The sequence below is a fragment of the Burkholderia savannae genome (assembly GCF_001524445.2).
Classification (GTDB): domain Bacteria; phylum Pseudomonadota; class Gammaproteobacteria; order Burkholderiales; family Burkholderiaceae; genus Burkholderia; species Burkholderia savannae.
Map to the genome: position 1 here is coordinate 2,379,746 of NZ_CP013418.1, position 23,312 is coordinate 2,403,057.

Annotated in this window: 17 protein-coding genes and 1 pseudogene; 6 read left to right on the forward strand and 12 right to left on the reverse strand. The window is 67.4% G+C overall.

The window, feature by feature from the left end; translation table 11 throughout:
- The first annotated feature begins 241 nt into the window (after positions 1-241).
- On the forward strand, positions 242-1,621 hold the full coding sequence (locus tag WS78_RS31545; protein WP_059576780.1) for an FAD-containing oxidoreductase: 1,380 nt from the start codon (positions 242-244) through the stop codon (positions 1,619-1,621).
- Positions 1,622-1,968: 347 nt separating this feature from the next.
- On the opposite strand, the gene WS78_RS31550 is transcribed toward WS78_RS31545, so the two are convergent.
- The 9 genes from WS78_RS31550 to WS78_RS31590 form a co-directional block, all read right to left on the reverse strand.
- Positions 1,969-2,916: an ABC transporter substrate-binding protein gene (locus WS78_RS31550; RefSeq protein WP_059576777.1), complete on the reverse strand. Its 948-nt coding sequence runs from the start codon at positions 2,914-2,916 to the stop codon at positions 1,969-1,971.
- Positions 2,917-2,992: 76 nt separating this feature from the next.
- Positions 2,993-4,027 carry an ABC transporter permease subunit gene (locus WS78_RS31555; RefSeq protein WP_038745952.1) on the reverse strand — a complete coding sequence of 345 codons (1,035 nt, stop codon included), beginning with the start codon at positions 4,025-4,027 and terminating at the stop codon, positions 2,993-2,995.
- Positions 4,028-4,069: 42 nt separating this feature from the next.
- On the reverse strand, positions 4,070-5,623 hold the full coding sequence (locus tag WS78_RS31560; RefSeq protein WP_059576773.1) for a sugar ABC transporter ATP-binding protein: 1,554 nt from the start codon (positions 5,621-5,623) through the stop codon (positions 4,070-4,072).
- Positions 5,610-6,860, reverse strand: coding sequence for an ROK family protein (locus WS78_RS31565; protein WP_038745956.1), 1,251 nt, complete (start codon positions 6,858-6,860; stop codon positions 5,610-5,612). The genes WS78_RS31560 and WS78_RS31565 overlap by 14 nt, the downstream gene beginning before the upstream one ends.
- Before the next feature lie 118 nt (positions 6,861-6,978).
- Positions 6,979-7,182 carry a hypothetical protein gene (locus WS78_RS36680; RefSeq protein WP_059576770.1) on the reverse strand — a complete coding sequence of 68 codons (204 nt, stop codon included), beginning with the start codon at positions 7,180-7,182 and terminating at the stop codon, positions 6,979-6,981.
- A gap of 212 nt (positions 7,183-7,394) precedes the next feature.
- A complete protein-coding gene (locus WS78_RS31575) occupies positions 7,395-7,742 on the reverse strand; it encodes a hypothetical protein (protein WP_059576767.1) in 348 nt (115 codons plus the stop codon).
- Entirely contained in the window at positions 7,742-10,387 is a 2,646-nt protein-coding gene (locus WS78_RS31580) for a glycoside hydrolase family 15 protein (RefSeq protein ID WP_059576765.1), read from the reverse strand. The genes WS78_RS31575 and WS78_RS31580 overlap by 1 nt, the downstream gene beginning before the upstream one ends.
- Positions 10,388-10,665: 278 nt before the next feature.
- Positions 10,666-11,991 carry an MFS transporter gene (locus WS78_RS31585; protein ID WP_038745964.1) on the reverse strand — a complete coding sequence of 442 codons (1,326 nt, stop codon included), beginning with the start codon at positions 11,989-11,991 and terminating at the stop codon, positions 10,666-10,668.
- Between the two features lie 40 nt (positions 11,992-12,031).
- Positions 12,032-13,222, reverse strand: a complete 1,191-nt coding sequence (locus tag WS78_RS31590; protein WP_038745966.1) for a M20 aminoacylase family protein — start codon at positions 13,220-13,222, stop codon at positions 12,032-12,034.
- Positions 13,223-13,403: 181 nt separating this feature from the next.
- Between WS78_RS31590 and WS78_RS31595 the strand changes: the two genes are divergently transcribed.
- On the forward strand, positions 13,404-14,306 hold the full coding sequence (locus WS78_RS31595) for a LysR substrate-binding domain-containing protein (RefSeq protein WP_059576763.1): 903 nt from the start codon (positions 13,404-13,406) through the stop codon (positions 14,304-14,306).
- 267 nt (positions 14,307-14,573) lie between these two features.
- Here WS78_RS31595 and WS78_RS31600 read toward each other — a convergent pair whose 3' ends face one another.
- Positions 14,574-15,410 (reverse strand): phosphate/phosphite/phosphonate ABC transporter substrate-binding protein, encoded by an 837-nt coding sequence (locus WS78_RS31600; protein WP_059576760.1) that lies wholly within the window; start codon positions 15,408-15,410, stop codon positions 14,574-14,576.
- 171 nt (positions 15,411-15,581) lie between these two features.
- On the opposite strand from WS78_RS31600, the pseudogene WS78_RS31610 reads away from it, so the two are divergent.
- Positions 15,582-16,717: pseudogene (locus WS78_RS31610) on the forward strand (fatty acid desaturase).
- Positions 16,718-17,188: 471 nt separating this feature from the next.
- Positions 17,189-17,632: a hypothetical protein gene (locus WS78_RS31615; RefSeq protein ID WP_038745974.1), complete on the forward strand. Its 444-nt coding sequence runs from the start codon at positions 17,189-17,191 to the stop codon at positions 17,630-17,632.
- A gap of 523 nt (positions 17,633-18,155) precedes the next feature.
- Here WS78_RS31615 and WS78_RS31625 read toward each other — a convergent pair.
- Positions 18,156-19,055 (reverse strand): glutamate/aspartate ABC transporter substrate-binding protein, encoded by a 900-nt coding sequence (locus WS78_RS31625; RefSeq protein WP_082717457.1) that lies wholly within the window; start codon positions 19,053-19,055, stop codon positions 18,156-18,158.
- Between the two features lie 105 nt (positions 19,056-19,160).
- Complete coding sequence (locus WS78_RS31630; protein WP_059576749.1) at positions 19,161-19,901, reverse strand: SDR family oxidoreductase; 741 nt, start codon at positions 19,899-19,901, stop codon at positions 19,161-19,163.
- Between the two features lie 524 nt (positions 19,902-20,425).
- Here WS78_RS31630 and WS78_RS31635 point away from each other — a divergent pair.
- The gene (locus tag WS78_RS31635; protein WP_038745980.1) at positions 20,426-20,791 is read left to right on the forward strand and encodes a nuclear transport factor 2 family protein; all 366 of its coding nucleotides are present in this window, start codon (positions 20,426-20,428) and stop codon (positions 20,789-20,791) included.
- Positions 20,792-21,202: 411 nt separating this feature from the next.
- Positions 21,203-23,119, forward strand: a complete 1,917-nt coding sequence (locus WS78_RS31645) for an SMP-30/gluconolactonase/LRE family protein (RefSeq protein WP_059576746.1) — start codon at positions 21,203-21,205, stop codon at positions 23,117-23,119.
- The last annotated feature ends 193 nt before the right edge of the window (positions 23,120-23,312 follow it).

The following is a 23,312-nucleotide window of genomic DNA, read 5'->3' on the forward strand; positions in this document are numbered from 1 at the left end:
GGGTTCCGCCCCGCTGCCGGCGTCAAGGGCAGGACCCCAAAACGGCGGATGAGCGAAATCGTCTTATCATTCGTGGATTGGGCGACGTTCGATCGAGATTGAAGAGAGACGTGCGCGACGTCTCAAACGTTCATTCGGTTTTTCTAGCGATGAGATTCGCCGTTTGCAAGCGCGGCCTCGAAGGCATGCGGAGCGCTCGCGACGGCACGTATCCGACGCAACGGCAACGAAGGAGAACGCCATGACTCGACGCTTCGATGCAATCATCATCGGCACCGGTCAATCCGGCCCGCCGCTCGCCGCCCGGTTGTCCGGCGCGGGCATGAAGGTGGCGGTCGTCGAGCGGGCGCGCTTCGGCGGCACCTGCGTGAACACCGGCTGCATTCCCACGAAGACGCTGATCGCGAGCGCATACGCGGCGCATCTCGCGCGGCGCGCGGACGAATACGGCGTCGCGATAGGCGGGCCGGTCACGGTCGACATGAAGAAAGTGAAGGCGCGCAAGGATCGGATCTCCGGGCGCTCGAACCACGGTGTCGAACAATGGGTGCGCGGCCTCGAGAACGGCACGGTCTATCAGGGGCATGCCCGTTTCGAGAGCGCGCGTTCGGTGCGCGTCGGCGACGAGCTGCTGGAAGCCGGCCGGATCTTCATCAACGTCGGCGGGCGGGCGCTGATTCCGCCGATGCCCGGACTCGAGCAGGTGCCCTATTTCACCAACTCGACGATGATGGACGTGGACTTCTTGCCCGAGCATCTGATCATCGTCGGCGGCAGCTACGTGGGGCTCGAGTTCGGTCAGATGTACCGCCGCTTCGGATCGCGCGTGACGATCGTCGAGAAAGGCGCGCGGCTGATCAGGCGCGAGGACGAGGACGTGTCGCAGGCGGTGCGGGACATTCTGGAGAGCGAAGGGATCGACGTACAGCTCGGTGCGGATTGCCTGAGCGCGCGGCGCGACGCGGGCAACGTGGTGGTCGGGCTCGATTGCGCGGCCGGCGCGCGAGAAGTGACGGGCTCGCATCTGCTGCTCGCCGTCGGGCGCGTGCCGAATACCGACGATCTCGGGCTGGAGAAGGCCGGCGTCGAAACCGACGCGCACGGCTACGTCAACGTGAACGAGCAGTTGCGCACCAACGTGGAAGGCATCTGGGCGCTGGGCGACTGCAACGGTCGAGGCGGATTCACGCATACGTCTTACAACGACTACGAGATCGTCGCGGCCAATCTGCTCGACGACGATCCGCGCAAGGTGTCGGATCGCATCCCTGCCTATGCGATGTTCATCGATCCGCCGCTCGCCCGCGTGGGAATGACGCAGGACGAGGCGGCGCGTTCGGGGCGCCGGTTGCTGGTCGGCACGCGGCCGATGACGCGCGTCGGACGCGCGGTGGAAAAAGGCGAGAGCCTCGGTTTCATGAAAGTGATCGTCGACGCGGAGAGCCGCGCGATTCTCGGCGCGTCGATTCTCGGCGTGACGGGCGATGAAGTCGTGCATTCGCTGCTCGACGTGATGTATGCGAAAGCGCCGTACACGACGATCAGCCGCGCGATGCACATTCATCCGACCGTGTCGGAGCTGGTGCCGACGCTGCTACAGGATTTGCGTCCGCTGGCGTAGAGAAGGGGAGGGGACGCGCGTGCGGGCGCGGCGCCGCACGCGATCGCGTAATCGGATGATCGCGCGATCTCGAGTGATCAAGCGTTCGACTGCCGTTCAACGCCGATCGCTTCGCCATTTCCGGGTGCTGAAGCGAGATGTCGCGCACGGCGCGTGCGAACGCCGCCGTTCGGAAGTCGGAACCGGATTCGGCCGGGGCGCGCATGTCCGCTGCCGCGATCGAACGACGGACGAACCGGCGCGCGGCACGACGCGCCGCGCGAGCACGCGCCGGCGGCACGCCGGCCTCATTCAGGCATCCGTCGTACTGTCGCGCGCACCGCCGCCGCTCGCTCGGCCCGGAAGAATCAATGCGAGCTCCAGCCCTTGTAGCGCTTCGCGTTGTCGCGCGTGACGAGCGTCGGTTCGAGCAGGATCATCGCACTCGCGGGCTTGTGTCCGTTCATCACCCCATAGCCGACCGACACCGCCTTCTTCGCCATCGCGAACGGGTCCTGGCTCGACGACGCCTGCACCTGCGTGTCGCTCTGGAGTGCGGTTTCGATATCGGGTGCGCCGTCCACCGACGTGATCACGATGCCGGTGCGATGCAGTTGCTTCGCGGCGAGGTCGCTGCCGATCGCCTGCGGATCGTTGATCGCGAATACGCCGTCGACTTTCGGAAAGCGCGTCAGGTAGCCCTGCATTGCGTTCATTCCGCCTTCGCGCGAGCCCTTGCCGTCCTGGTCGCTCGACAGCAGCTTGAGGCCCGGATTCTTCGCGAGCACCGCCTTGCAGCCGTTCACGCGATCGATGACGGCCGACACTTGCGGGCCGTTCTCGATGATCACGTTGCCTTTGCCGTCGAGCTTCTTCGCGAGGTAGTCGCATGCGAGCTCGCCAGCCTTCACGTTGTTCGTCTGCACGGTCGCATCCGCGCCGGACGCCGCGACGTCGACCGCGATCACCGCGATGCCGGCCGCCTGCGCCCGGCGCACGGCGGGCTCGATCGCTTTCGGATCGGCGGCGTTCAGCAGGATCATGTCGACGTGGGCCGAGATGAAGTTGTCGATCTGCGTGAACTGCTTGTTCAGGTCGTAGTCGGCGGAGACCGCGGTGACTTTCGCGTTCGGATTGAGCTCCTTCGCCTGCGCCTGCGCGCCTTTCACGACGGTGACGAAGTACGGATTGCCGAGCGAGCCGACGGTGATGCCGATCGACTTGAGCGGCTTGTCGCCCGCGTGCGCGGCGCACGCCGCGAACGCGAGCGCGCACGCGGCGCCGGTCTGAACGAGCTTGTGTTTGATCTCCGACATGTCGTTGTCTCCGTATGGTCCGTGATGGAGGGCGCGCACGAGGACCTGCGCGCGCGCCGCATGGCGTCTCGATGCGTCAGGTGCGGGCCGATTCGTGCTGGCGGTAGCGGTCGAGCGCGACCGCGCCGATGATCACGAGCCCCTTGATGATGTATTGCCAGATGTCGGACACGCCGAGCAGCACGAGGCCGTTCGACAGCACCGCGATGATCAGCGCGCCGATCAGCGTGCCGACGATCGAGCCGACGCCGCCGACGAAGCTCGTGCCGCCGAGGATCACCGCGGCGATCGCGTCGAGCTCGTACGACTGGCCCAGCTGCAAGCCGTTCGCCGCATAGAGCCGTGCGGCCGACATCAGCGCGCCCAGGCCGGCGAGCAGGCCCGAGCTAGCATAGACGAACAGCTCGATGCCGCGCACGTTGATGCCCGACAGCCGCGCGGCTTCCGGATTGCCGCCGACCGAGTAGATCCGCATGCCGAGCACCGTGCGGCGCAGGATGAACCACGAGATCGCGACGACGGCGAGCGCGATCACGATGAGCCACGGCACGCCGAGAATCGAGCCGTTGCCGATGAACGCGAACGGCAGTTGCGGATTGAAGATCGTCGTATCGTTGCCCATCAGGCGCGCGACGCCGCGCACGGCCGTCAGCGCACCGAGCGTGACGATGAAGGGCGGCAGGCGCAGGAACGAGATCAGCACGCCGTTGACGATGCCGAACGCGAGCCCCACGAGAAGCGCGGCGGGAATCCCGAGCCAGCCCCAGCCGGGAAGGTTCGACGCGATCAGCGACGCGACGGCGGCGGCCGCGAGCACCGAGCCGACCGACAGATCGATGCCGCCCGTTAGGATCACGAACGTCATGCCGGCGGCGAGCACGATGTTGATCGACGCCTGCTGCGTGACGATCGACAGGTTCTGCAGCGTGAAGAAGCCGTCGGTCATGAAGCCGAAGCCGACGCACAGGAGCACGAGAACGGGCAGCATGCCGGCCGTGCGCATCAGCGCCTGCATCCGCGCGCGGTGGTCGGCGGCGCGCCGCGGCGCGCGGTCCGGCGCCGCGCCGGCCGGCGCGGAGGCGATCTCGCTATGCTTCATCTGATGGGTCATGGCGATAACCTGAGGGTGAGAGGACAAGGCGACGGCGGCCGCTCAATGCGCGGCCGCCGTTTCGGTGCGTGAGCCGGTGGCGAGCGCGATGATCGCCTCCTGCGTGATCGGCGCGCCCGTGTGTCCGCCGAGCTCGCCGGCAATCGTGCCTTCACGCATCACGAGCACGCGGTCGGCCACGCCGATGATCTCCGGCAGCTCGCTCGAGATCACGATCACGCCGACGCCTGCGCGCGCGAGATCGTTGATGATCCGGTAGATCTCCGATTTCGCGCCGATGTCGACGCCGCGCGTCGGTTCGTCGAGGATCAGCACGCGCGGCTTCGTCTCGAGCAACCGCGACAGCAGCACTTTTTGCTGGTTGCCGCCCGACAGCGCGCCGACGTTGACGTTCGCGTGCGGCACGCGAATCGACAGCGCGGCGATCGCGTCGCGCGCGCGCTGCGCGCCGCGTGCGAGATCGAGCGCGCCGAGGCGCGCGTCTCGCCCGCAGACCGAGATGTTGATGTTGTCGCGCACGCTCATGTCGAGGAAGAGGCCCTGGCGCTTGCGATCCTCGGTCAGATAGACGAGCCCGGCGTCGATCGCGTCGCGCGGCGAATGCGCGCCGAAGCGCTTGCCGTCGAGCTTCACTTCGCCGCGCACGCGCGGCTCGGCACCGAACACGAGGCGCGCGAGCTCGGTGCGGCCCGCGCCGACAAGGCCCGCGATGCCGAGCACCTCGCCCGCGTGCAGATCGAGGCTGCAGCCGCGCACGCGGCCGCCGTCCGCGACGTCGCGCACCGACAGCAGCAGATTGCCGGGATCGTACGGCGCATGCGTTTTTTTGTAGAACCCCGAAATATCGCGGCCGACCATCATGCCGACGAGCCGCTCGGCCGACAGCGAATCGCGCTCGAGCGTGCCGACGTACGCGCCGTCGCGCAGCACCGACACGCGGTCGGAAAGCTCGTAGATCTCCGCCATCCGATGGCTGATGTAGATGATCGCGAGCCCTTCGGCGCGCAGTTGCCGAATCAGCCGGAACAGGTTCTCGGTCTCGCGCGACGACAGCGGCGTCGTCGGCTCGTCCATCACGAGAATGCGCGCCTTCGTGTGAACGGCGCGCGCGATCTCGACGAGCTGCTGCTCGGCGATCGACAGCGTGCCGACGAGCGTGTCCGGCCCGAAGTTCGCGCCGAGCCGTTCGAGCACGTCCCGGCAGCCGCGCGCCATCGCGGCGCGATCGATCGTGCCCCAGCGGTGGTTGCCGCGGCGCAGCTCGCGCCCGACGTAGATGTTCTCCGCGACGGTCAGATTCGGTGCGAGGCACAGCTCCTGGTAGATCACGGCGACGCCCGCATCGCGCGCGGCGAGCGGCCCGTCGACGGCGACGCGCGCGCCGTCGATCAGGATTTCGCCGCCGGGATCGGCCTGATACGCGCCCGACAGAATCTTGATGAGCGTCGATTTGCCGGCGCCGTTTTCGCCCATCAGCGAATGAATCTCGCCCGCATGCACGGCGAGGCTCACGTCGGCAAGCGCACGCACGGCGGGGAACGTCTTGCTGATGCCGCGCATCTCGAGCAGCGGGCGCGACGGTTCAGAACGCCGCATATCTGGCCTCCTGCGATTCCACGCCGGCGCCTCGGAGGATGCCGGCGCGCGGGGAGAAGTTGAAGAACATCGGCAGCGTCGCGGCACCGATCGCGCCGGCGTCCGGGCCGAACGAGCCGCGCACCAGCGCGGGTGTGCCGCGCGCTTCCGGCGCGAGCGCCGCTAGCGCGGCGTGCAGGCGCGCGATCAGCGTGCCGATCAAACCCGCGTCGATGTCGGCGTCGAGCACGACGACGGGTGATTCGAGCACGGCGAGCGCCGCGCGCAGCGCGGGCGCGAGCGCGTCGACGCAATCGTCGATCCATTCGTCGACGGCCTTCGCCCCGCGCGCGATGCAAGCTTCGAGATCCGCGCGGCTCTCGACTTTTTCGCCGCAGTAGCGCAGATGCCGGACGAGCCCGTTGAGCGACGCGCGCGTGATCAGGATGTCCCATGCGCCGCGCGGCTTCGGCACCGAAGGCAGGCGGCTCGGCGGCACCGGCATCATCGCGAAGTCGCCCGCGTTGCCGGTGACGCCGCGCAGGCAGTCGCCGTCGATCGCGATGCCGCCGCCGATCGCGGGGCCGAGGAACAGGTAGACGAAATCGTCGCGTTGCCGTCCGCAGCCGTAGAACAGCTCGGCGATCGCGGCGGCGTTGCCGTCGTTTTCGCTGAAGACGGGCAGCGCGATCGCGCGATCGAGCTCGCGCGCGAAATCGACTTCGGCCCACGCGCCGAACGCATCGGCGGGCAGGTCGATCTCGCGCAGCCAACTGCCGAGGTTGTACGGCTGCGCGACGCCGACGCCCGCGAGCCGCTCGCGCTCGTGCGGAGCAAGCAGCCGCTGCATCGCGGCGACGTCCTGCTTGACGATCTCGAGCACCGTGGCGGGCGGCGGGAGCAGCGTGTCGTGCGAGCGGCGGCCGATCACGTCGCCGGCGAAGTTGACGAGCGCCGTCTCGATGCGCATCCGGTCGAGGCGCACGCCGATCCCGAATGCGCCGCGCGGGTCGAGCCGGATCAGCGACGCGGGCTGGCCGCGCTGGCCTTCGGCGCGGCGGCCGGCGAACTCGATGAGCTTTGCTTCGGCAAGCGAAGCGATGATGCTGCCGACCGCGGTGCCCGTCAGATTGGCGAGCCGCGCGAGATCGGCCTTCGACGCGCTGCCCGCGCGCCGGAGCGCCCTCAGCAGAAGGCGCTCGTTGTAGCGGCGCACGTTGGCCGAGTTGCTGCCCTGGCCGATATGCGGACTCCTCATGATTTCTCCTCCGGGTTGGCACGGTTCGCCCGAGGTTAAATAAATCAGCTTGATTTATTTAACCTCGGGATGTCGGGCGTGTCTGCCTAGGGAAATCCCGAGGGTTGATGCGAGGAGGTCAGGAAATGGCGGCGAGCGATGATGGTTCGCCTTCAGTCGTGCGTTCGGGCGTGGTCGAGCGATGCGCGCGAGCGCGCGTGACCGCCGAGCGAATCGGCGATGCCTTGCTCGCATGCGCGGATGGCGTGTCGCCGGTGGTGCTGCGTTTGATTGGGTATCCGAAACGAATGAGCGAGCGAGCGCGTCGAATGAAGCCGTGCATGAGACCGCGAACGCGGCGGTATAGCCCGGCCTTTCGATTCGCGCGCCGAAAGGCGCTCGGCGCGCCGGCGCGAATGCGATCGTGCGGACTGCTGCAGGCGTTGCGTGCGTTGCGGCGCGCGATCGTTCGGCTGCCCGCCGATCCGGCGTGCAAGCCGGATCGGCGGGCAGCCCGTGCGCCGTCATGCGGCGTTCAGGCCGATCGCGTCGCCATCACGGCGAAGCCGACGCCGGCGGCCGCAGTGGCTGTGCGCCCGGCACGTCGGGCGCGCCGCGCTGCGCTTCGACGGGCGCCTGTGTCGCCGCCGGGTCCGGATTCCAGCTCGTTCCGCCCGGCTTGACCTTCGGCGGCGGCAGCGCCTTCGCGAGCGGGCGGCTCGGCGGCGCGGGCGGAGGCGGCGGCGCGGGCTGCGCCCGATCGGGCGCGGCCGCCGCCGAAGCGGGCATCGCGGCGGCCGCGGCCGCCGAATTCCGATTCGACAGCAGTCCGTAACGCCAGCCCGCCGCGGCCAAGCCCAGCAGCGCCGCCGCGGCGAGCGGCAGCCAGCTTGCGCGCGACATCACCAGTTCACCTGATCGTTCAGCGTCAGCGTGCCGCTCGCGGGCGTCTGCAGCTGGCGATTGCCGGACCAGTTCTCCCACGTCACGCTGCCGTCGGCGTTCTTGCGGTAGTACTTGTACTGGATCGCCTGAGCGGCCGGCATGTTGACGGTGTTGCTCCACACGGGGTAATTGGCCGGGTCGACGGGAATGCCGAGATCGGTATTCCAGTTGCCGAGCGCGGCGGCGTTGCCCGTCACGTACATTTGCTGGCCGGGCTGCGTGCCGGCGTTGACGTTGACCGACACCGACACCTGCCCGCTCTGCAGCGGCGCGACGCAGTTGTTGTAGCGCGCGCAGACGACCGACGGAATGTCGACGATGCGGCCCGCCTGGATGGACGCGAGCAGGCTGATGTACTCGCCCATCGCCCAGTTCAGCGGCGCCATCGACTTGGTCGGCTGGCCCGGCGCGTAGCCCGCGGGCGTCGTCACCGCCCAGCCGTCGGGCAGCGTCGTCGAATTCGACCACACCTGTTCCGGCAGGAAGCCTTCGGGCGTCGTCAGCTGCTTGAGCGTCGAGAAGTACGCGCTGCCCGCGTTGCCGCTGCCTTGGCGCGCGATCTCGTACATGCCGCGCTCGGCGGTGAAGATCGGCCACAGGCGGCCGGCGCCGGTGCCGTCGAAGTCGCTGCCGTCGTTGTGCTCGCCATAGCCGTCGAAGTTGTAGCGGAACCACGCGTTGGGCGACAGCGCCGGCGCGTTCGGCAGGCTCAGCGACTGGCCGAGCACGCTGTCGTAGACCGAGATCGTGTTCACGACGGTCGGATCGGTCGCGCGCTTGACGCCCATCCGGACAAGCTCGAAGAAGCCGCCGTCGACGACGCGCCGCGCGTCGTGGCTGCCGCCGCCGTTCTTGATCGTCAGCGTTTGCGTCGCGTCCGGGCCCGCGGTGGGCGCGAAGCTCGCGCGATCGGTGCCGGTGCCCGAGCGGCCCGCCGGGTTGATGCGGATGTAGTAGCTGCCGTTGCCGAACGAGCCCGTCGACGTGTACGTCCACGCCGCGACGTTCTCCTGCCAGTAGTCGGCCGCCGCGAGATAGCGCGCGGCGCTCGTCGTGTCGCCGTTCTGCGTCGCGATGTCGGCCGCCGTGACGAGGCCGGCGATCTCGGCCGCGATCGTCGACGGCGAGTAGCCGGAGTTCTCCTCCCAGCGCTCCTGATACGTCCACGGGCCGGTGTTGACGATGTAATCGGCGGTGAGCTTGATCTTCGACCACAACGGATTGAACACGCTCGGGCCGAGGCGCCACGCGAGGATGATCGGCATCGCCTGCTCGTCCATCTGCGTGCCTTGCCAGTACGGCCAGCCGCTCACCCACGCGTTCTGCGGGAAGCGCCCGGCGCGGCTGTAGCCCTGCGAGCAGCCGGACGCGTTGTATTCGGCGGTGCCGCAGTCGCTCGTCTGTTGCAGCGTGTTGAACAGATAGTTGACGACGCTCGTCGCGGTGGACGTGTCGCCCGCCGTCGTCAGCGCGTTCGCGAACTTGAACAGATCGCGCGGCCACACGAGGTGATAGCCGCCCGCGTTCGCATCGCCCTGCGTTTCGCCCCACGGCGTGCCGATGCCGGCGATCATCGCGCCGTTGCTCTTGTCATGCATCGTCTTGAGCGTCATCGCGGCGAGGTAGTACGCGTCGTCCGCGGCGCCGTTCTGCGACGACAGGCCCGCCGCGTAGTTGTGCCACGCGGTGTCGTACTGCTGCTGCTCGCCGGCGAGATCGCTGCCGAGCACGGTGTTCGCGTCGCCGAGCGCCTGGTCCTGCGTGCTGCCGAAGCCGAGCACGACGTCGAACGACACGCTCGTCGCGCTCGGATCGCCGAGATCGATCCAGCCCATCTGCGCGACGTTGCCGTTGGTGGCGGACGTGAACGTCCAGTCCATCGTCTTGTCGGCGGTGCCGCCGAGCAGGTCGGTCCAGCCGTCGCTTTGCCCGACGAAGCCGTTCGACGTCATGCCCACGCCGTTGACGACTTTCCACGGACGGTTCGTCACGAGCGCCGAGTAGCGGCTGTCGTGATTCGCGACGAGCGCGTTGCCGCCGGTGCCGGACACTGTCTGGGCGGTGTTGTTGCTGCCCGCGTTGTCGAGGTACGGTTTGGACAGCATGTAGAGATTGAAGTCGCCGACCTTGTGGCCGTTGAGCGCGGTGAACGTGACGCGCTGCACGATCGCGTTGTAGTTCGGATCGGCGAAGATGATCTTGCTGATCCGCCAGTTGTGCGAACTATTGCTGGTCGTCACTTGCCAGCTCATCGTGCGCGTGTCGGTTTGCGCGGCCGAGTAGGCCTGCAGCTTTTCTTCGTCGACGAAGGTCTTGCCGCTGTCGCCGACGAGGAACTGCAAGTCGACGGACTCGGGCGTGTCGAGTACCGGGTAGTAGACCTCCGAGAGGATGCCGCGATAGCCGGTGAAGTAGACCCGCGATGCGCCGCTGACCGCCGTGCCGAGGAACGATTTGGCCGACGGGCCTCGCACGGGCGTCGCGCCGGGCGAGCCGAATGCTTCGGTGGCCGAAACGGACGCGGGTAAAGCGGCCGCGCCCGTCAGCGCAGCCAGACTGCCAACCAGCACTGCCTGTTTGAATCCGAAGTGCTTTGCCGACATTTTTTTCGTCTCCGTTATGGATATTTGCGGTGTCGTTCTTTGTAGCAAAACAACACGCGCTGTATCTCACGCAGAGGCGAAAGAGTCAATATTGTCAATGTCTTGTAGTCGACTATGTACTGATACTACATCCGCTGAACTGTGCGGTAGCGCACACTGGTGGTGGCGCGACGCGCGGACGACGATCCGCGCCGGAGCATGTCGGTACTTTAGGAGGGCGGCGACGAAACCCAGGCCGACGGCAGTCCGGATTCGCCGCGCGCGCCGTGCGCTCGACGTCAATCGAGCGGCTTGCCCGCCTTGTCGTCCATCGAGCGTAGCGCGATCAACGTCAGCACGCCGCAGCCGATCGCGTACCACGCGGGCGCGTTCGCGTTGCCCGTCGCGGCGATCAGCCACGTGACGAAGAATTGCGCGAAGCCGCCGAAGATCGCGACGCCGACGCTGTAGACGAGCGCGCCGCCCGTCGCGCGAACCGCGCGCGGGAACAGTTCGCCGAGCATCGCGCTCATCGCGCCGACGTTGATCGCGTGCACGGCCGCGAGCGCCGCGATGATCGTCAGCAGCGAGACCGCGCCGGGCCAGCGGTTCAGCGCGACGAACGCCGGATAGATCGCGAGCATCAACGCGATGCGCGTCCACCAGACGATCCGGTTGCGTCCGTAGCGATCCGACAGATGGCCGCCGATCGGCGTCACGATCGCGAGAATCGCGCCGGCGACGCAGCCTGCCGTCATCGACAGCCAGCCCGGCAGATGCAGCACCTGCACGCCGTAGATCGCCATGTAGAACACGATGATGTAGTGGATCGACGTGCCGCCGATCGTGATGCCGAGGCCGGCGAGCACGGCTTTGCCGTGGTGGCGCAGCACGTCGGCGAGCGGCAGCGACGCGGCGCTTCCGTGCGCTGCGGATGCGGCGGCATGCGCCGCGGCCGGCGCTTCGTCGACTGTGCGCCGCAGCCAGTAGCCGAGCGGCACGAACAGCGTGCCGATGACGAACGGGACGCGCCATCCCCAGCTTTCGAGTTGCGCGGCGCTCAACGTCGACGTCAGCAGGACGCCCGTCAGCGCGCCGGCGAGCGCCGCGAGCCCCTGGCTCGAGAACTGGAACGATGCGTAGAAGCCGCGTTGCCCGGGCGGCGCCTGCTCGAGCAGCAGCGTGGTCGACGCGCCGACTTCGCCGCCCGACGCGAATCCTTGCAGCAGTCGCGCGGCGACGAGCAGCAGCGGCGCGGCGACGCCGATCTGCGCAAAGGTCGGCGCGACGGCGATCGTCGCGGTGCCGAGCGCCATGATGAGAAGCGTGGCGATCATCGCGCGCTTGCGGCCGACGCGGTCCGCGTAGATGCCGATCACGAGGCCGCCGAGCGGGCGCGTGAAGAACCCGACGCCGAAGCTCGCGACCGCGAGCATCAGTTGTCCGAACGACGAGTGAACCGGGAAGAACAGCTTGCCGATCAGGATCGCGAAGAAACTGTAGACGGTGAAGTCGTAGAATTCGAGCGCGTTGCCGACCGCGGCCGCGGCGATCAGGCGCCGCCTCTTCGCGGCGAGGCGTGCGTCGGCCGGCATGCCGGCGAAGTCGAGAGCGGTTGTTTCCATGTGATCCCCGAGGAGCGCGAGACGGCGTGGCGAGAAGGCGTCAGGCAGCGAGCCAGGCTTCGGTCAATCGAACCCAGTAGCTCGCGCCGATCGCGAGAATGTCGTCGTTGAAGTCGTAGCCGGGGTTGTGCACCATGCAGCCGCCCTTGCTGCCGACGCCGTTGCCGATGAACGCATAGCAGCCGGGGCGCGCTTCGAGCATGTACGCGAAATCCTCGCTGCCCATCAGCGGCGCGGCGTCCGCCTCGATCCGCTCCGCGCCGAGCATCCTGCGCGCGACGTCGACGGCGAACGCGGTGGGCTCGGGATGATTGACGAGCACCGGATAACCATAGTCGTACTGAACGTCTGCTGCGATGCCGAAGCTTTCCGCCTGGCCCTTCACGAGCGCCTCGATGCGATGCGCGAGCCGTTCGCGGACGTCGGCGTTCAGCGCGCGCACCGACAGCTTCATCACGACCGTCTCGGGGATGACGTTGAACGTCTCGCCCGCCTGTACGCTGCCCACGGTGATCACCGCTGCCTGCTGCGCATCGATTTCGCGTGCGACGATCGTCTGCAGCGCGACCATGATGCTGCCCGCCGCCGACATCGGGTCGCGCGCGAAATGCGGCATTGCGCCGTGGCCGCCCACGCCGCGCAGCGTGATCGTCACGCGGTCGGACGACGCCATCGCGGCGCCCGCGCGGAACGCCATGTCGCCCGCCGCGCGGCCGGGCATGTTGTGGATCGCGAAGATCGCGTCGCACGGAAAGCGCTCGAAGAGGCCCTCGTCCATCATCGCCTTCGCGCCGCCGAAGTTCTCTTCGGCGGGCTGGAAGATGAGGTTCAGCGTGCCGGAGAACCGGCGCGTCGCGGCGAGGTGGCGCGCCGCGCACAGCAGCATCGCGGTATGGCCGTCGTGCCCGCACGCATGCATTTTGTTCGCGTGGCGGCTCGCGTACGGCAGGCCCGTCGCTTCGGCGATCGGCAGCGCGTCCATGTCGGCGCGCAGGCCGAGCGTGCGCGCACCTTGTTTTTCGCGCAGCACGCCGACGACGCCCGTCTTGCCGAGCCCACGATGCACATCGTAGCCCCAGCCGGCGAGCAGCTCGGCGACCAGGTCGCTCGTCAGCGCTTCTTCGAACGCGAGCTCGGGGTGTGCGTGGATTCGGCGGCGCACATCGATCAGATCAGGCGCGATCGCGGCGATGCCGGGGATGACGGGATTCTTGGGTGTGTCGGAATGCATGCTGTTTCCTCGTGGGGCGTGAGTGCGCGCTTGTGCGGACATGTTGACGAAGCATATGAATTTTTTTTGCGCACCATAAGCTGATAAATTGCGTCGGTGCTCACCGCCGGTTGCCTCTAGGGAACACCCTGATTCGCCGCGGCGCAGCCGATGAACGGCCTCTTCGAACCGCGCGTTTCATATGAAATATCACCAGTTGAAAGCGTTCGTCGCCGTCGCCGACGAGGGCAGCATTCGCGCGGCCGCGCGCCGGCTGAACGTGTCGCCGGCCGCGTTGACGAAAGCGGTCAAGGAACTGGAGCTCGCGCTCGGCGTGTCGCTCGTCGTGCGCACGGCGCGCGGCGTGCAGCTCACCGGGTTCGGTCAGCAGCTTCAGGTGCGCGCGCGCCTCATCGTCGCCGAGATGCAGCGGGCGCGCGACGATATCGAACAGGCGCAAGGCGCGACGACAGGCTCGGTCGCGGCCGCCATCACGCCGGCCGCCGCGGTGACGATCCTGCCCGACGCGTTTCGCGCGTTTCGTCGGCGCTTCCCGGTTGCGCGCGTGAGCATTGTCGAAGGGTTTCCCGGCGTCGCGCTGCCGAAGCTGCACGACGGGTCGCTCGATTTCGCGGTGGCAGTGGTGGTGCCGGAACTGCTCGCGGCGGAATTCGATCACTCGGAGCTGTATGCGAGCCGGCACGTGATCGTCGCGCGCAAGGGGCATCCGCTTGCGTCGGCGACGTCGCTCGCCGATCTCGTCGATGCGGACTGGCTGATGAATCCGTCGCCCGAGAGCTCGACGCAATTGATGTTCAATTGCTTTACCGAGCACGGCTTGCCGGCGCCGATACGCGTTGTCGAGTGCCCGAGCTATGCGATCGCGCACTGCCTTATTCAGGGCTCCGATCTGATTGCATCGATGCCCGAGCAACTGCTCGATGTCGAATGGTCGCGCGGCCACGTCGCGGTGCTGCCGATACGCGAGGTGCTTCCGGCCGTGTCCGTGCAGGTGGTGACGCGCCGCGACAGCCCGCTGACGCCGGCGGCGGCGATGCTCGTCGATTGCATGCGCGACGCGGCGCGGCGGCATGGGTTGCGTTGACGTTTGAGACGCGCGGCGAGGTTCGCCTTGGGTGTCGTGTCGATCGATGGGCGCCGTTTTGCGTCGTGCCGCTTGTTTTGCGGGCTGCGCGAACGATGCGTTCGTGGCTGATCGATCGACGTACCTGACCTATCCGCCCAGATCCATCCGGGCCTGTCACGTTTCATCGAGAACCGTCCGGACGCAACGGATGGGCGTGCAGCGTTTCTTGTCGATCGGGGCCGCTTCCGGGATCGCGGCCGCGTGCTTCGCGGCACGTGCCGCGCGTTACGCGAGCGTCGGATAACCGAGCGCGATCGCGTCGCGCGCGAATCGCTCGATTTCCGCGTATGCGTCGGGCGCGAGCCGCTCGAAGCCGCGCAGCCGTAACGCGCGCGCGCGCTCGGGGTCGAGCGCCGCCGCCGCATCGAGCGCGTCGCGCAGCGCGGCGACGCGTTCCCCGGCAAGCGTGCGCGACGCGATGAACGGCAGGCCCGGCGCGGACGCCGTTGTGCCGATGATTCGTACGCGACGCAGCAACGCCGGCAGCGCGTCGCGCACGTATGCGAGCGTCACGCAATCGATCGCGGCGAGATCCGCGTCGCCCGCATCGAGCGCGCGCAGCGCATCCAGATGCGAGCCGGTGCGAGCGACCGTCGAGAAGAAGCGCGCGTCGCGCGCGTGCGGCGCGACGGCGTGACGTAGCGCATTCATTCCGCTGTGCGAATCGTCTCCGTTGTACGCGGCGCGCAGGCCGCGGCATGCGGCGAGCGTCGTCGCGCCGCGCGCGTGCGCATCGGCCGATACGACGAGCATGCTTCGATAGCGTGCGCCGTCGCATCCGTCGGCGTCGAAGACGGGGGTCGCGATCAGATGAACCGCATCGGCGACACCGAGCATCCGATACGGATAGCCGCACGTTTGCGACAGCAGCAGATCGCCGCGGCGCCACATCGGCAGCAATTCGCCGAAGGGTTCGCCGGAAGGCTCGCCGAGCAGCGCGACGCCGGCCGGGCCGCCCGCGCGCGCGAACGCGCGCAGCGCATCGCGCAGCAGCGCGCGCCACAGCGCGGCGTGCCGCGGCGTCACGTTGTACATCGGCAGTCCGGCGATCCATCGGGTCATGCGGATATTCTACGGATTTCCGGGCCTCCGGCGGGCATGCGTGCGTTTGCCCGAGCCGCGAATCGCGCGCCGCCTGGCGCACGCCGGCGGCGGAACCGTTTCGCCGCTTCTTTCTCGATTTCGCCACATCGATCGCGAGCCGCGCCGCATAAGCAAATGCGAATCCATTGGTTGGTCCGGCGGCCGCGATTGGTTACGGTGCACGTTCCGCCGCGCGTCGCGCGCGACGACGTCGCCGTCTGCGCGCCTGTCGACGTTCGGCCTTAGTCACCACCAAGAACATGGCCGAATATTTCGATGTAGATCATGCGCGCGAGATCCGGGCGCTCGGCGAACGTTTCGCCGCACGCACCGAATGGCCGACCTGGCTGTTGATCTTCGTCGTCTACGGCGGCTGGCTCGGCGTGCTGCTTTGCGTGCGCGCCGGATCGCTGCCGCTCGCGGCGGCGACGCCGCTGCTGATCGCGCTGTGCGCATGGCACATGTCGTTGCAGCACGAACTGCTGCACGGCCATCCGACGCGCTCCGCGCGCGTGAACAAGCTGCTCGGCTATCCGCCGCTGGCGGTCTGGTATCCGTACACGCTGTATCGCGACACGCATCTCGAGCACCATCGCGACGAAGATCTGACGGTGCCGGGCGTCGATCCCGAAAGCAACTACGTGCCGCGTGCGCAATGGGCGCGGCTGCCGCGATGGCGGCGTGCGCTCTTGCGCGCGCGCAAGAGCTTCGTCGGGCGGCTTGTCGTCGGGCCGCCCGCGAGCGTCGCCGCGATGGGCGCGCACACGCTGCGCGCATGGCGCGGCGGCGACTGGCGCCATGCGCCGATGTGGGCCGCGCACGTCGCGTCGGTCGCGGTGCTGCTCGCCTGGCTGCAATCGTCGATCGGCGTGCCGTGGTGGTATTACCTGCTCGCGATCACGTGGCCCGCGCAGTCGCTCGCGATGATTCGTTCGTTGTACGAGCATCGCGCGGCCGCGCATCCGAAGGCGCGCATCGCGATCAACGAGGCGGGCCTCGCGATGCGCCTTCTGTTTCTGAACAACAACTACCATCTCGTTCATCACGATCTGCCGAAACTGCCGTGGTATCACCTGCCGCGCGCGTACCGGATGCGGCGCGAAGCGTATGCGCGCAAATGCGGCGGCTTCGTGATTCGCGGCGGCTATTGGGAACTGTTGAAGCGCCACGCGTGGCGCGAAACCGATTCGCCCGTGCATCCGTTCGCGCAAGACGGCGAGCCGGTGCCGGCGAAACGCGGCTCGCGCGTCGCGGTGATCGACGATTGCGTTCAGATCGGCGGTTGACGGGGGCTTGAAGAACGGCCGCGCGATGCGCCGATGCGCCGGCCGGCGAGCGGCGATGTCGGGCATGCTGTCGCGAGGGCGCTGACGCCGATCCGCGGCGACATCGGCCGAGGTCGACAGGTATCGGCCATATCGGCCGTCTCGCCTTGCCGGACGCGGCCGATGCGTCGACGTGGGTGGCACACGCACGTTGTCCCCTTTTGCGCGGACGCGCGGCTCAATGAAGGGCGGCGGCGCGATTCGCGTGTGCGCCGGCCGTCAGCCGATGATTCGTCCCCCCAAATTTCCTGCTTTCGCCTTTTACGCCCGCACCCGTGCGTGCCGAAAAACCGCCGCCCCGCCGCCGACGCCCCGCCGGATCACTTTGTTACATCTCTTACCGCGGCCGCCCCGAAAGGCAACAGTTGCCTTTCACCGTCCCGGTATACTCGGCGCTGCTTCAAACCCAAAACGAATCAAGACCTGTCAACTATGTCGAAGAAACTCATCCAGATCGTGGCTGTCGCGGCGCTGACCGCCGCGGCGTCGCTGCCGGCCTTCGCCGGCGACATGAACAACGCGCTCGGCGGCGCGCTCGGCGGCGTGGCCGGCGCGGCAGTCGGCGGCGCCGTGGGCGGCAGCACGGGGGCGGTGATCGGCGGCGCGGTCGGCGGCGGCGCCGGCGGCGCGGTCACGTCGAACCGCCGTGAGCGCACGGGCGCGATCATCGGCGGCGCGCTTGGCGGCGGCGCGGGCACCGCGGCCGGCAACGCGATGGGCGGCCGCTCCGGCGGCCTGGTCGGCGCGGCCGTCGGCGGCGGCGCGGGGGCCGCGCTCGGCGGCAACATCTCGCGCTCGAACTCGTACAACGACGACTACGATCGCGGCTATCGCCGCGGCGGCAAACATCACGGCAAGCATCATCACCGTCACTGATCGTCGAAGCGGGCCCGATCGGCGTGACGCGATCCGGGCTTGCTCGCCGCGCGTCGGCGGCCCGCTTCGGCGTGCATCGGTCGATCTTCGGCGGCGGCGCGCGCGAAGGCGGTGCCGGGCGGTCGGCCGCGCGATGCGGCTCGCAGCGGCGGCGCACGCCGGCCATCACGCGTTGTGAGCGCGTTGAAGCCGCATGCATCGAAGCCGACGGCGACAACCGGCCGTCGCATCCCGATCCGGATCGGCGCGCCGCGCGCTGCGAGCGCCGTCGCGATTGGCGGCGTCGCATCGGCGCTGCGTGATTCGCCGACACGGGATCATTGACGGACCGACGATCGTCCGCGCGGCGCTTCCGGCGCGTCGCGGTCCCCATTCCGCTGCGACGTGAATGGGAAGGCGCGGCCAGCGTTCTTTCCGGTCATCACGAAATTCCGTCAAACAATTCCGTCAAACGAAAAAGGACGATGCCGGGCTTCTTCCGCCGCCGCTTCGTCCGCGTTCGTCGATGCGCACGTCTGCCCGCTCAATCGAGCGCCTTGTCGTTCGGATTCGCGAACAACTGCTTCATGTCCGCCGACAGCGGATAGTCGAGGTTCACGCCCTTCGGCGGAATCGGCCGATTGAACCATTTCACGTACAGCGCCTCGGCTTCTCCCGAGCGTTGCATCCGCGCGATCACGCGATCCGCGAGCTGCTTGAAGCCGGCATCGTCCTTGCGCAGCATGCAGCCATACGCTTCGGACACCGGAGAATTTCCGGTGATCACGTAGTCGCCCGGATTCGCTTCCTTCGCCTTCGCCCCATACAGAAGCGGCTCGTCCATGAAGAACGCGACGGCACGGCCGCTCTTGACGTTCAGGAACGCATCCGCGTGATCCTTCGCGCTGATGATCTGCATCGACATGCCTTTCTCCGCGTTCCATTGCCGCAACAGCCGCTCCTCGGTCGTGCCGGCGGTCGTCGCGACGGTCTTGCCGGCGAGGTCGGGGAAGTCCTTCACGCCGGACGTCTTCTTCGCGATCAATCGCATTCCGTATTGAAAGATGCTGTTCGAGAACGACACCTGGTTGGCCCGTTCCTTCGTGTGCGTGGTCGAGCCGCATTCCAGATCGACGGTGCCGTTCTGCACGAGAGGAATGCGGTTCTGCGACGTGATCGGAATCTCGCGCACCGTCAGGGTCGGCCGGTTCAGTTCCTTCTTGATTGCGTCGACGATCTTCAGCGCGATTTCCTGCGAGTAGCCGATCGTGTGTTGCTGCTGGTCATAGTACGAGAACGGAACGGACGATTCGCGCACGCCGAGCGTGACGACGCCCGTATCGCGAATCTTCTTCAACGTGGGGCTGGCGTCGTCCGCGTGAGCGGCGGCGGCAAGCGCGCAGCCGATGGCGATTGAGAGCAGCGGGCGGAGGGTGTTCATCATCGAGGGCTCCTGACGGAACGGGTAGCGGGTGACAAGCCGGGTCGGGAAAGGCGAGCTCGGGAACGCGCTCGCGCGAATCGCGCGCGCCCGCGAGCCGCTTCTGCGTTACCCCGGATTGCGCACGTCGGCTGTCGGCGTCGTGCCGAAATCGTCGCTCAGCGCGTAATCGATCAGCTTGCGCGCGGCGTCCTCCGGCGTCGTGAGCGAGCCGCTCGACTTGAGCTGCTCGAACCGCTCGCGCGACGGAAACCGGTCGCTGCTGCTCGCGCGGATCGTCGTCTGCATGCCGGTGTCCACCACGCCCGGCGCGACGCTGCAGATCCGCAGCGCGCGATTCGCATCCAGCGCCACCGCTCGCGCGTGATGATCGAGCGCGGCCTTGGTCGCGCAGTAGACGCTCCAGCCCGCATATGCGTTGCGCGCCGCGCCGCTCGAGATGTGCACGATGCGGCGCTCGACCGCGTGCGGCGCGATTTTCGCGATCGCGCTCGCGAGCATCAGCGGCGTCGCGACGTTCAGGGCGACTGCACGCGCGATCGCCGCGGCGTCCTGCGTGTCGAGCGGGCCGATCGGCTCGACGGTGCCCGCGTTGTTGAACAGCAGCACGCGGCTCGCGCCGGCGACGAACTCGTCGAGCGCGCCGCCGCCGAGCCACGCCTCGATGCGCGCGGGGTCCGACAGATCGAGCTCGGCCTCGACGAACCGCGCGCCCGCGTGTTCGCCGAGCGACGGATGGCGGCTGCGCGACAGGCCGAGCACTGCGAAGTCCCGCTCAAGCAGTTGCGCGGCGAGGGCGGCGCCGAGCCCGCGCGTGTGGCCGGTGACGATGGCGCGAACGGCCGGCAAAGGAGAAGAGCGAGTGACCATGTCGATTCGGAAAATGACGAGAACAGGATGGGTGACGTGCGTATCGCGGCACGCAGCGGTGTGCGATCCGCGCGACCGGCGCGCGGTTGCCGATCGGAGCGCGTCGAGCGGCCGACCATTGCGGCCATCCCGACGAAAACCGGACGAAAACCGGACGGAAGCGGGACGAAAACCGGACGACAACGCGACGGCAGCCGGACGAGCGACGCGCAGCGCGGCGATCGAATGAGCCGGTATCGTAACGTCGGCACCAATTTGGCGCAAACGCCGCCTCGTCGATCCGGTTTACCGCGAGATCGCTCGCCTTCGATCAAAGCGCGAGCAATGTCCAATGAATTTCGTCACGACATGATTGCATGCTAGCCTTGATCCGGATTCGGCAATGAAATGCCGAATGCGAAACGAAAACGATTCGACGAACCGGACGATGCCGCGATGCAAGCCGTCGAATGACGGCCGGCAGTTGCCGGATTTTCCCGAGCCATCTTCGATACCTACGCCCGATGGAAACGATCACGCAAGAGTTCGTCCGGCAATTCAGCCGAGAATGGATCGACGCATGGAATTCGCATGACCTCGACCGAATCCTGTCGCACTACGCCGACGATTTCGACATGTCGTCGCCGATGATCGCGCAGATCGCCGGCGAGCCCAGCGGGCGCCTGCGCGGAAAGGCAGCGGTGCGCGCGTACTGGTCGAAGGCGCTGCAGATGATTCCGGATCTGCATTTCGAATGGATAGCGACGCTCGCCGGCGTCGACAGCATTGCGATTCATTACCGCGGCGCGAAAGGGCGGCTCGCGCTCGAGGTTTTTCACTTCGGGGCGGATCGGCGAGTCGTGAAAGCGTTCGCTCACTATGCCGGCTGAGCGGGCAGCGCAATATCGGCGCGGCTGCATTTTCTACCGCTGCCGATTCGATATTGACGACAGTTTTACCGAATGGAGCGACAGCGCATCGCTCTAGACTCCTTAACAAATTCAATTGAATGCCGGATTCGTCGGCGGGCGACGCATCGAACGAATGGCGTCGATGCGAAATCATTCGCCGTCCGGCGGCTGACCGTCGAAACGACGACAAGCAAGCGGTGGGGCGCGATGCGCGTGCCGACACGGCTGCCCGTGCCGCGCGGCGGCGCGAAGCCGATCGCGATGCGGCGGAAGTTGCGTGGTGACCAATCAACCGAGGGCTGCGACGGTTCGTTCGTCGTACTCACCTATGTCATACCCGGCGACCTATATTTTGTTTGTCGATGGGGCAGATCAGGGAGAGCATCACTCATGGTCAAGAAACGACTCCGCGCCGCATGCGTCGGCACCGTCATCGGGCTCGCGGCGCACGCAACGCACGCGCAATACACGACGGACTGGCTGGCGAACACCTACGGAACCATCGCGTCGCACGTCGGCAACAACGCGCGGTCGATGTGGGTGTCGCCCGAAGGCGTCGTCTATACGGCTTCCTTCTGGGACGAGAACGAGGGCGGCGTCGCGATCTACCAGAACGGCAAGAGTCTCGGCTCGATCGGCTCGCACGCCGAGTTCCAGGGCGGCGCGATCACGGGCAACGCGACGTCGATCTTCGCGGCGCTGCAGTACGGCACCCCGCAGGGCAGCGGATCGGTCGGGCGCTACAACCGGACGACGCTTGCGCGCGATCTCGTGATTAACGTCAGCGTGTGGAACGCCGTGAGCCGCGCCGACGTGATCACCGGTCTCGCAACGGCGGGCACGCTGCTCTACGCAAGCGACTTCTTCGGCAATCGCGTGCGCGTCTTCACCACGGACGGCGTCTGGCAGCGCGACATCAGCATCGCGAATCCCGGCGCGCTCGCGCTCGACGATGCCGGAAACCTGTGGGTCGCGCAGAAGAACGCGGCGAAGATCGTCGAGTACGGCCCGGCCGGCGCGTTGATGAACACGATCCAGATGCCGACGGCGTCGCGGCCGTCGTCGCTGTATTACGACGCGTCGAAGCGGCAGTTGATGGTCGGCGATCAGGGCCCGGACATGAACGTCAAGCTGTACGCGATCAACGGGACGCCGAGGCAAACCGGCACGTTCGGCGTGCAGGGCGGCTACCTCGATACGACGACCGGCATCAAGGGGCAGGTCGGCGACAAGCGCTTCACGCGCGTGGTCGGCATCGGCAAGGACGCCTCCGGCACGCTGTACGTGCTCAACAATCCGTGGGGCGGCGGCTGGGATCTCGGGCGCAACGGCGCCACCGACATTCATGCCTACGATACCTTCGGCAACGTGCGGTGGAAGCTGCAGGCATTGAACTTCGAGGCGATCGGCGCGCCGGACCCGACGACGGACGGCGCATTGTTCTACAGCGGAATGAACGTCTACGCCGGCACGGCGGGCGGCACTTTCGTCGCGAACACGGTCGATCCGTTCACGTATCCGTCCGATCCGCGCCTCGACATGAACGATTACCAGCGCGGCCAGCACTTCGGCCAGCTCGTCGGCGTCGGCGGCAACAAGATCCTCGTCGCGTCGGGGCAGAATCCGGGGAACTTCAACTTCTATCACTTCAACGCGGCGAGCGGCTACATCGCGATTCCCGACGCGTCGCTGCCGGGCAAGGCGTTCAACACGACGCTGCAGGTGACGGCCGGATTCTCGATCGACAACAAGGGCGACGTGTGGGCCGGCCTCAACGGAACGAACGCGATCTCGCACTATCCGCTGACGGGCTTCGACTCGAGCGGCAAGCCGACGTGGGGCGCGCCGGCGTCGATTCCGGCGCCGGCAAGCATCCAGCCGACGGCGCGCATCCTCTACATGTCCGACAGCGATACGATGATCCTCGCGCAGGGCATCGCGGGGAGCTGGGACTGGACCGCGATGAACGGGCGGATCGAGGTGTATCACGGCTGGAATGCGGGCAACGTCGCACAGCCGAATCCGGTCATCACGCTCACGAGCCCGAATCCGAAGTCGATCGCGGCGGCCGGCAAGTACCTGTTCGTCGGCTACGTGCACACCGTGCCGAACGTAGACGTGTTCGATCTCAACACGGGCCAGCTCGTCACCACGCTGATCAACTCGAACACGGGCGTGATGGACGTCGGCAACGACGTCGATTCGATGTACGGCATCAGGGCGTATCTGCGGTCGACGGGCGAATACGTGATCACGAAGGACAACTACAACGGATCGAGCATCGTCGTCTATCGCTGGCGGCCGTGACGGCGAGCGGCCCGCCGGATCGAAACGGACGGAAGCCGGGCGGCGTGCGATGCCGGCACGTCGCCGTCCGGCTTGCGGGCGCGGCGTCGCGCGAGCGTGCGAAGTAAAAGCGCCGTGTTGCACGATGTTTCGCATCGTTTAGTAAATCTGATAAAAACATTACATCACCCTTCATTTCATTGACGAAGAAACT

What these genes read in the sequence shown, in the direction of transcription:
- WS78_RS31625 (WP_082717457.1), bottom strand. Translation starts at nt 19,055, where the DNA reads ATGATGAACACCCTCCGCCCGCTGCTCTCAATCGCCATCGGCTGCGCG.
- WS78_RS31575 (WP_059576767.1), bottom strand. Translation starts at nt 7,742, where the DNA reads ATGTCGCGCGCAAGCTGGCTGCCGCTCGCCGCGGCGGCGCTGCTGGGC.
- WS78_RS31545 (WP_059576780.1), top strand. Translation starts at nt 242, where the DNA reads ATGACTCGACGCTTCGATGCAATCATCATCGGCACCGGTCAATCCGGC.
- WS78_RS31565 (WP_038745956.1), bottom strand. Translation starts at nt 6,860, where the DNA reads ATGAGGAGTCCGCATATCGGCCAGGGCAGCAACTCGGCCAACGTGCGC.
- WS78_RS31645 (WP_059576746.1), top strand. Translation starts at nt 21,203, where the DNA reads ATGGTCAAGAAACGACTCCGCGCCGCATGCGTCGGCACCGTCATCGGG.
- WS78_RS31615 (WP_038745974.1), top strand. Translation starts at nt 17,189, where the DNA reads ATGTCGAAGAAACTCATCCAGATCGTGGCTGTCGCGGCGCTGACCGCC.
- WS78_RS31585 (WP_038745964.1), bottom strand. Translation starts at nt 11,991, where the DNA reads ATGGAAACAACCGCTCTCGACTTCGCCGGCATGCCGGCCGACGCACGC.
- WS78_RS31550 (WP_059576777.1), bottom strand. Translation starts at nt 2,916, where the DNA reads ATGTCGGAGATCAAACACAAGCTCGTTCAGACCGGCGCCGCGTGCGCG.
- WS78_RS31590 (WP_038745966.1), bottom strand. Translation starts at nt 13,222, where the DNA reads ATGCATTCCGACACACCCAAGAATCCCGTCATCCCCGGCATCGCCGCG.
- WS78_RS31560 (WP_059576773.1), bottom strand. Translation starts at nt 5,623, where the DNA reads ATGCGGCGTTCTGAACCGTCGCGCCCGCTGCTCGAGATGCGCGGCATC.
- WS78_RS31595 (WP_059576763.1), top strand. Translation starts at nt 13,404, where the DNA reads ATGAAATATCACCAGTTGAAAGCGTTCGTCGCCGTCGCCGACGAGGGC.
- WS78_RS31555 (WP_038745952.1), bottom strand. Translation starts at nt 4,027, where the DNA reads ATGACCCATCAGATGAAGCATAGCGAGATCGCCTCCGCGCCGGCCGGC.
- WS78_RS31635 (WP_038745980.1), top strand. Translation starts at nt 20,426, where the DNA reads ATGGAAACGATCACGCAAGAGTTCGTCCGGCAATTCAGCCGAGAATGG.
- WS78_RS31600 (WP_059576760.1), bottom strand. Translation starts at nt 15,410, where the DNA reads ATGACCCGATGGATCGCCGGACTGCCGATGTACAACGTGACGCCGCGG.
- WS78_RS36680 (WP_059576770.1), bottom strand. Translation starts at nt 7,182, where the DNA reads ATGCACGGCTTCATTCGACGCGCTCGCTCGCTCATTCGTTTCGGATAC.
- WS78_RS31580 (WP_059576765.1), bottom strand. Translation starts at nt 10,387, where the DNA reads ATGTCGGCAAAGCACTTCGGATTCAAACAGGCAGTGCTGGTTGGCAGT.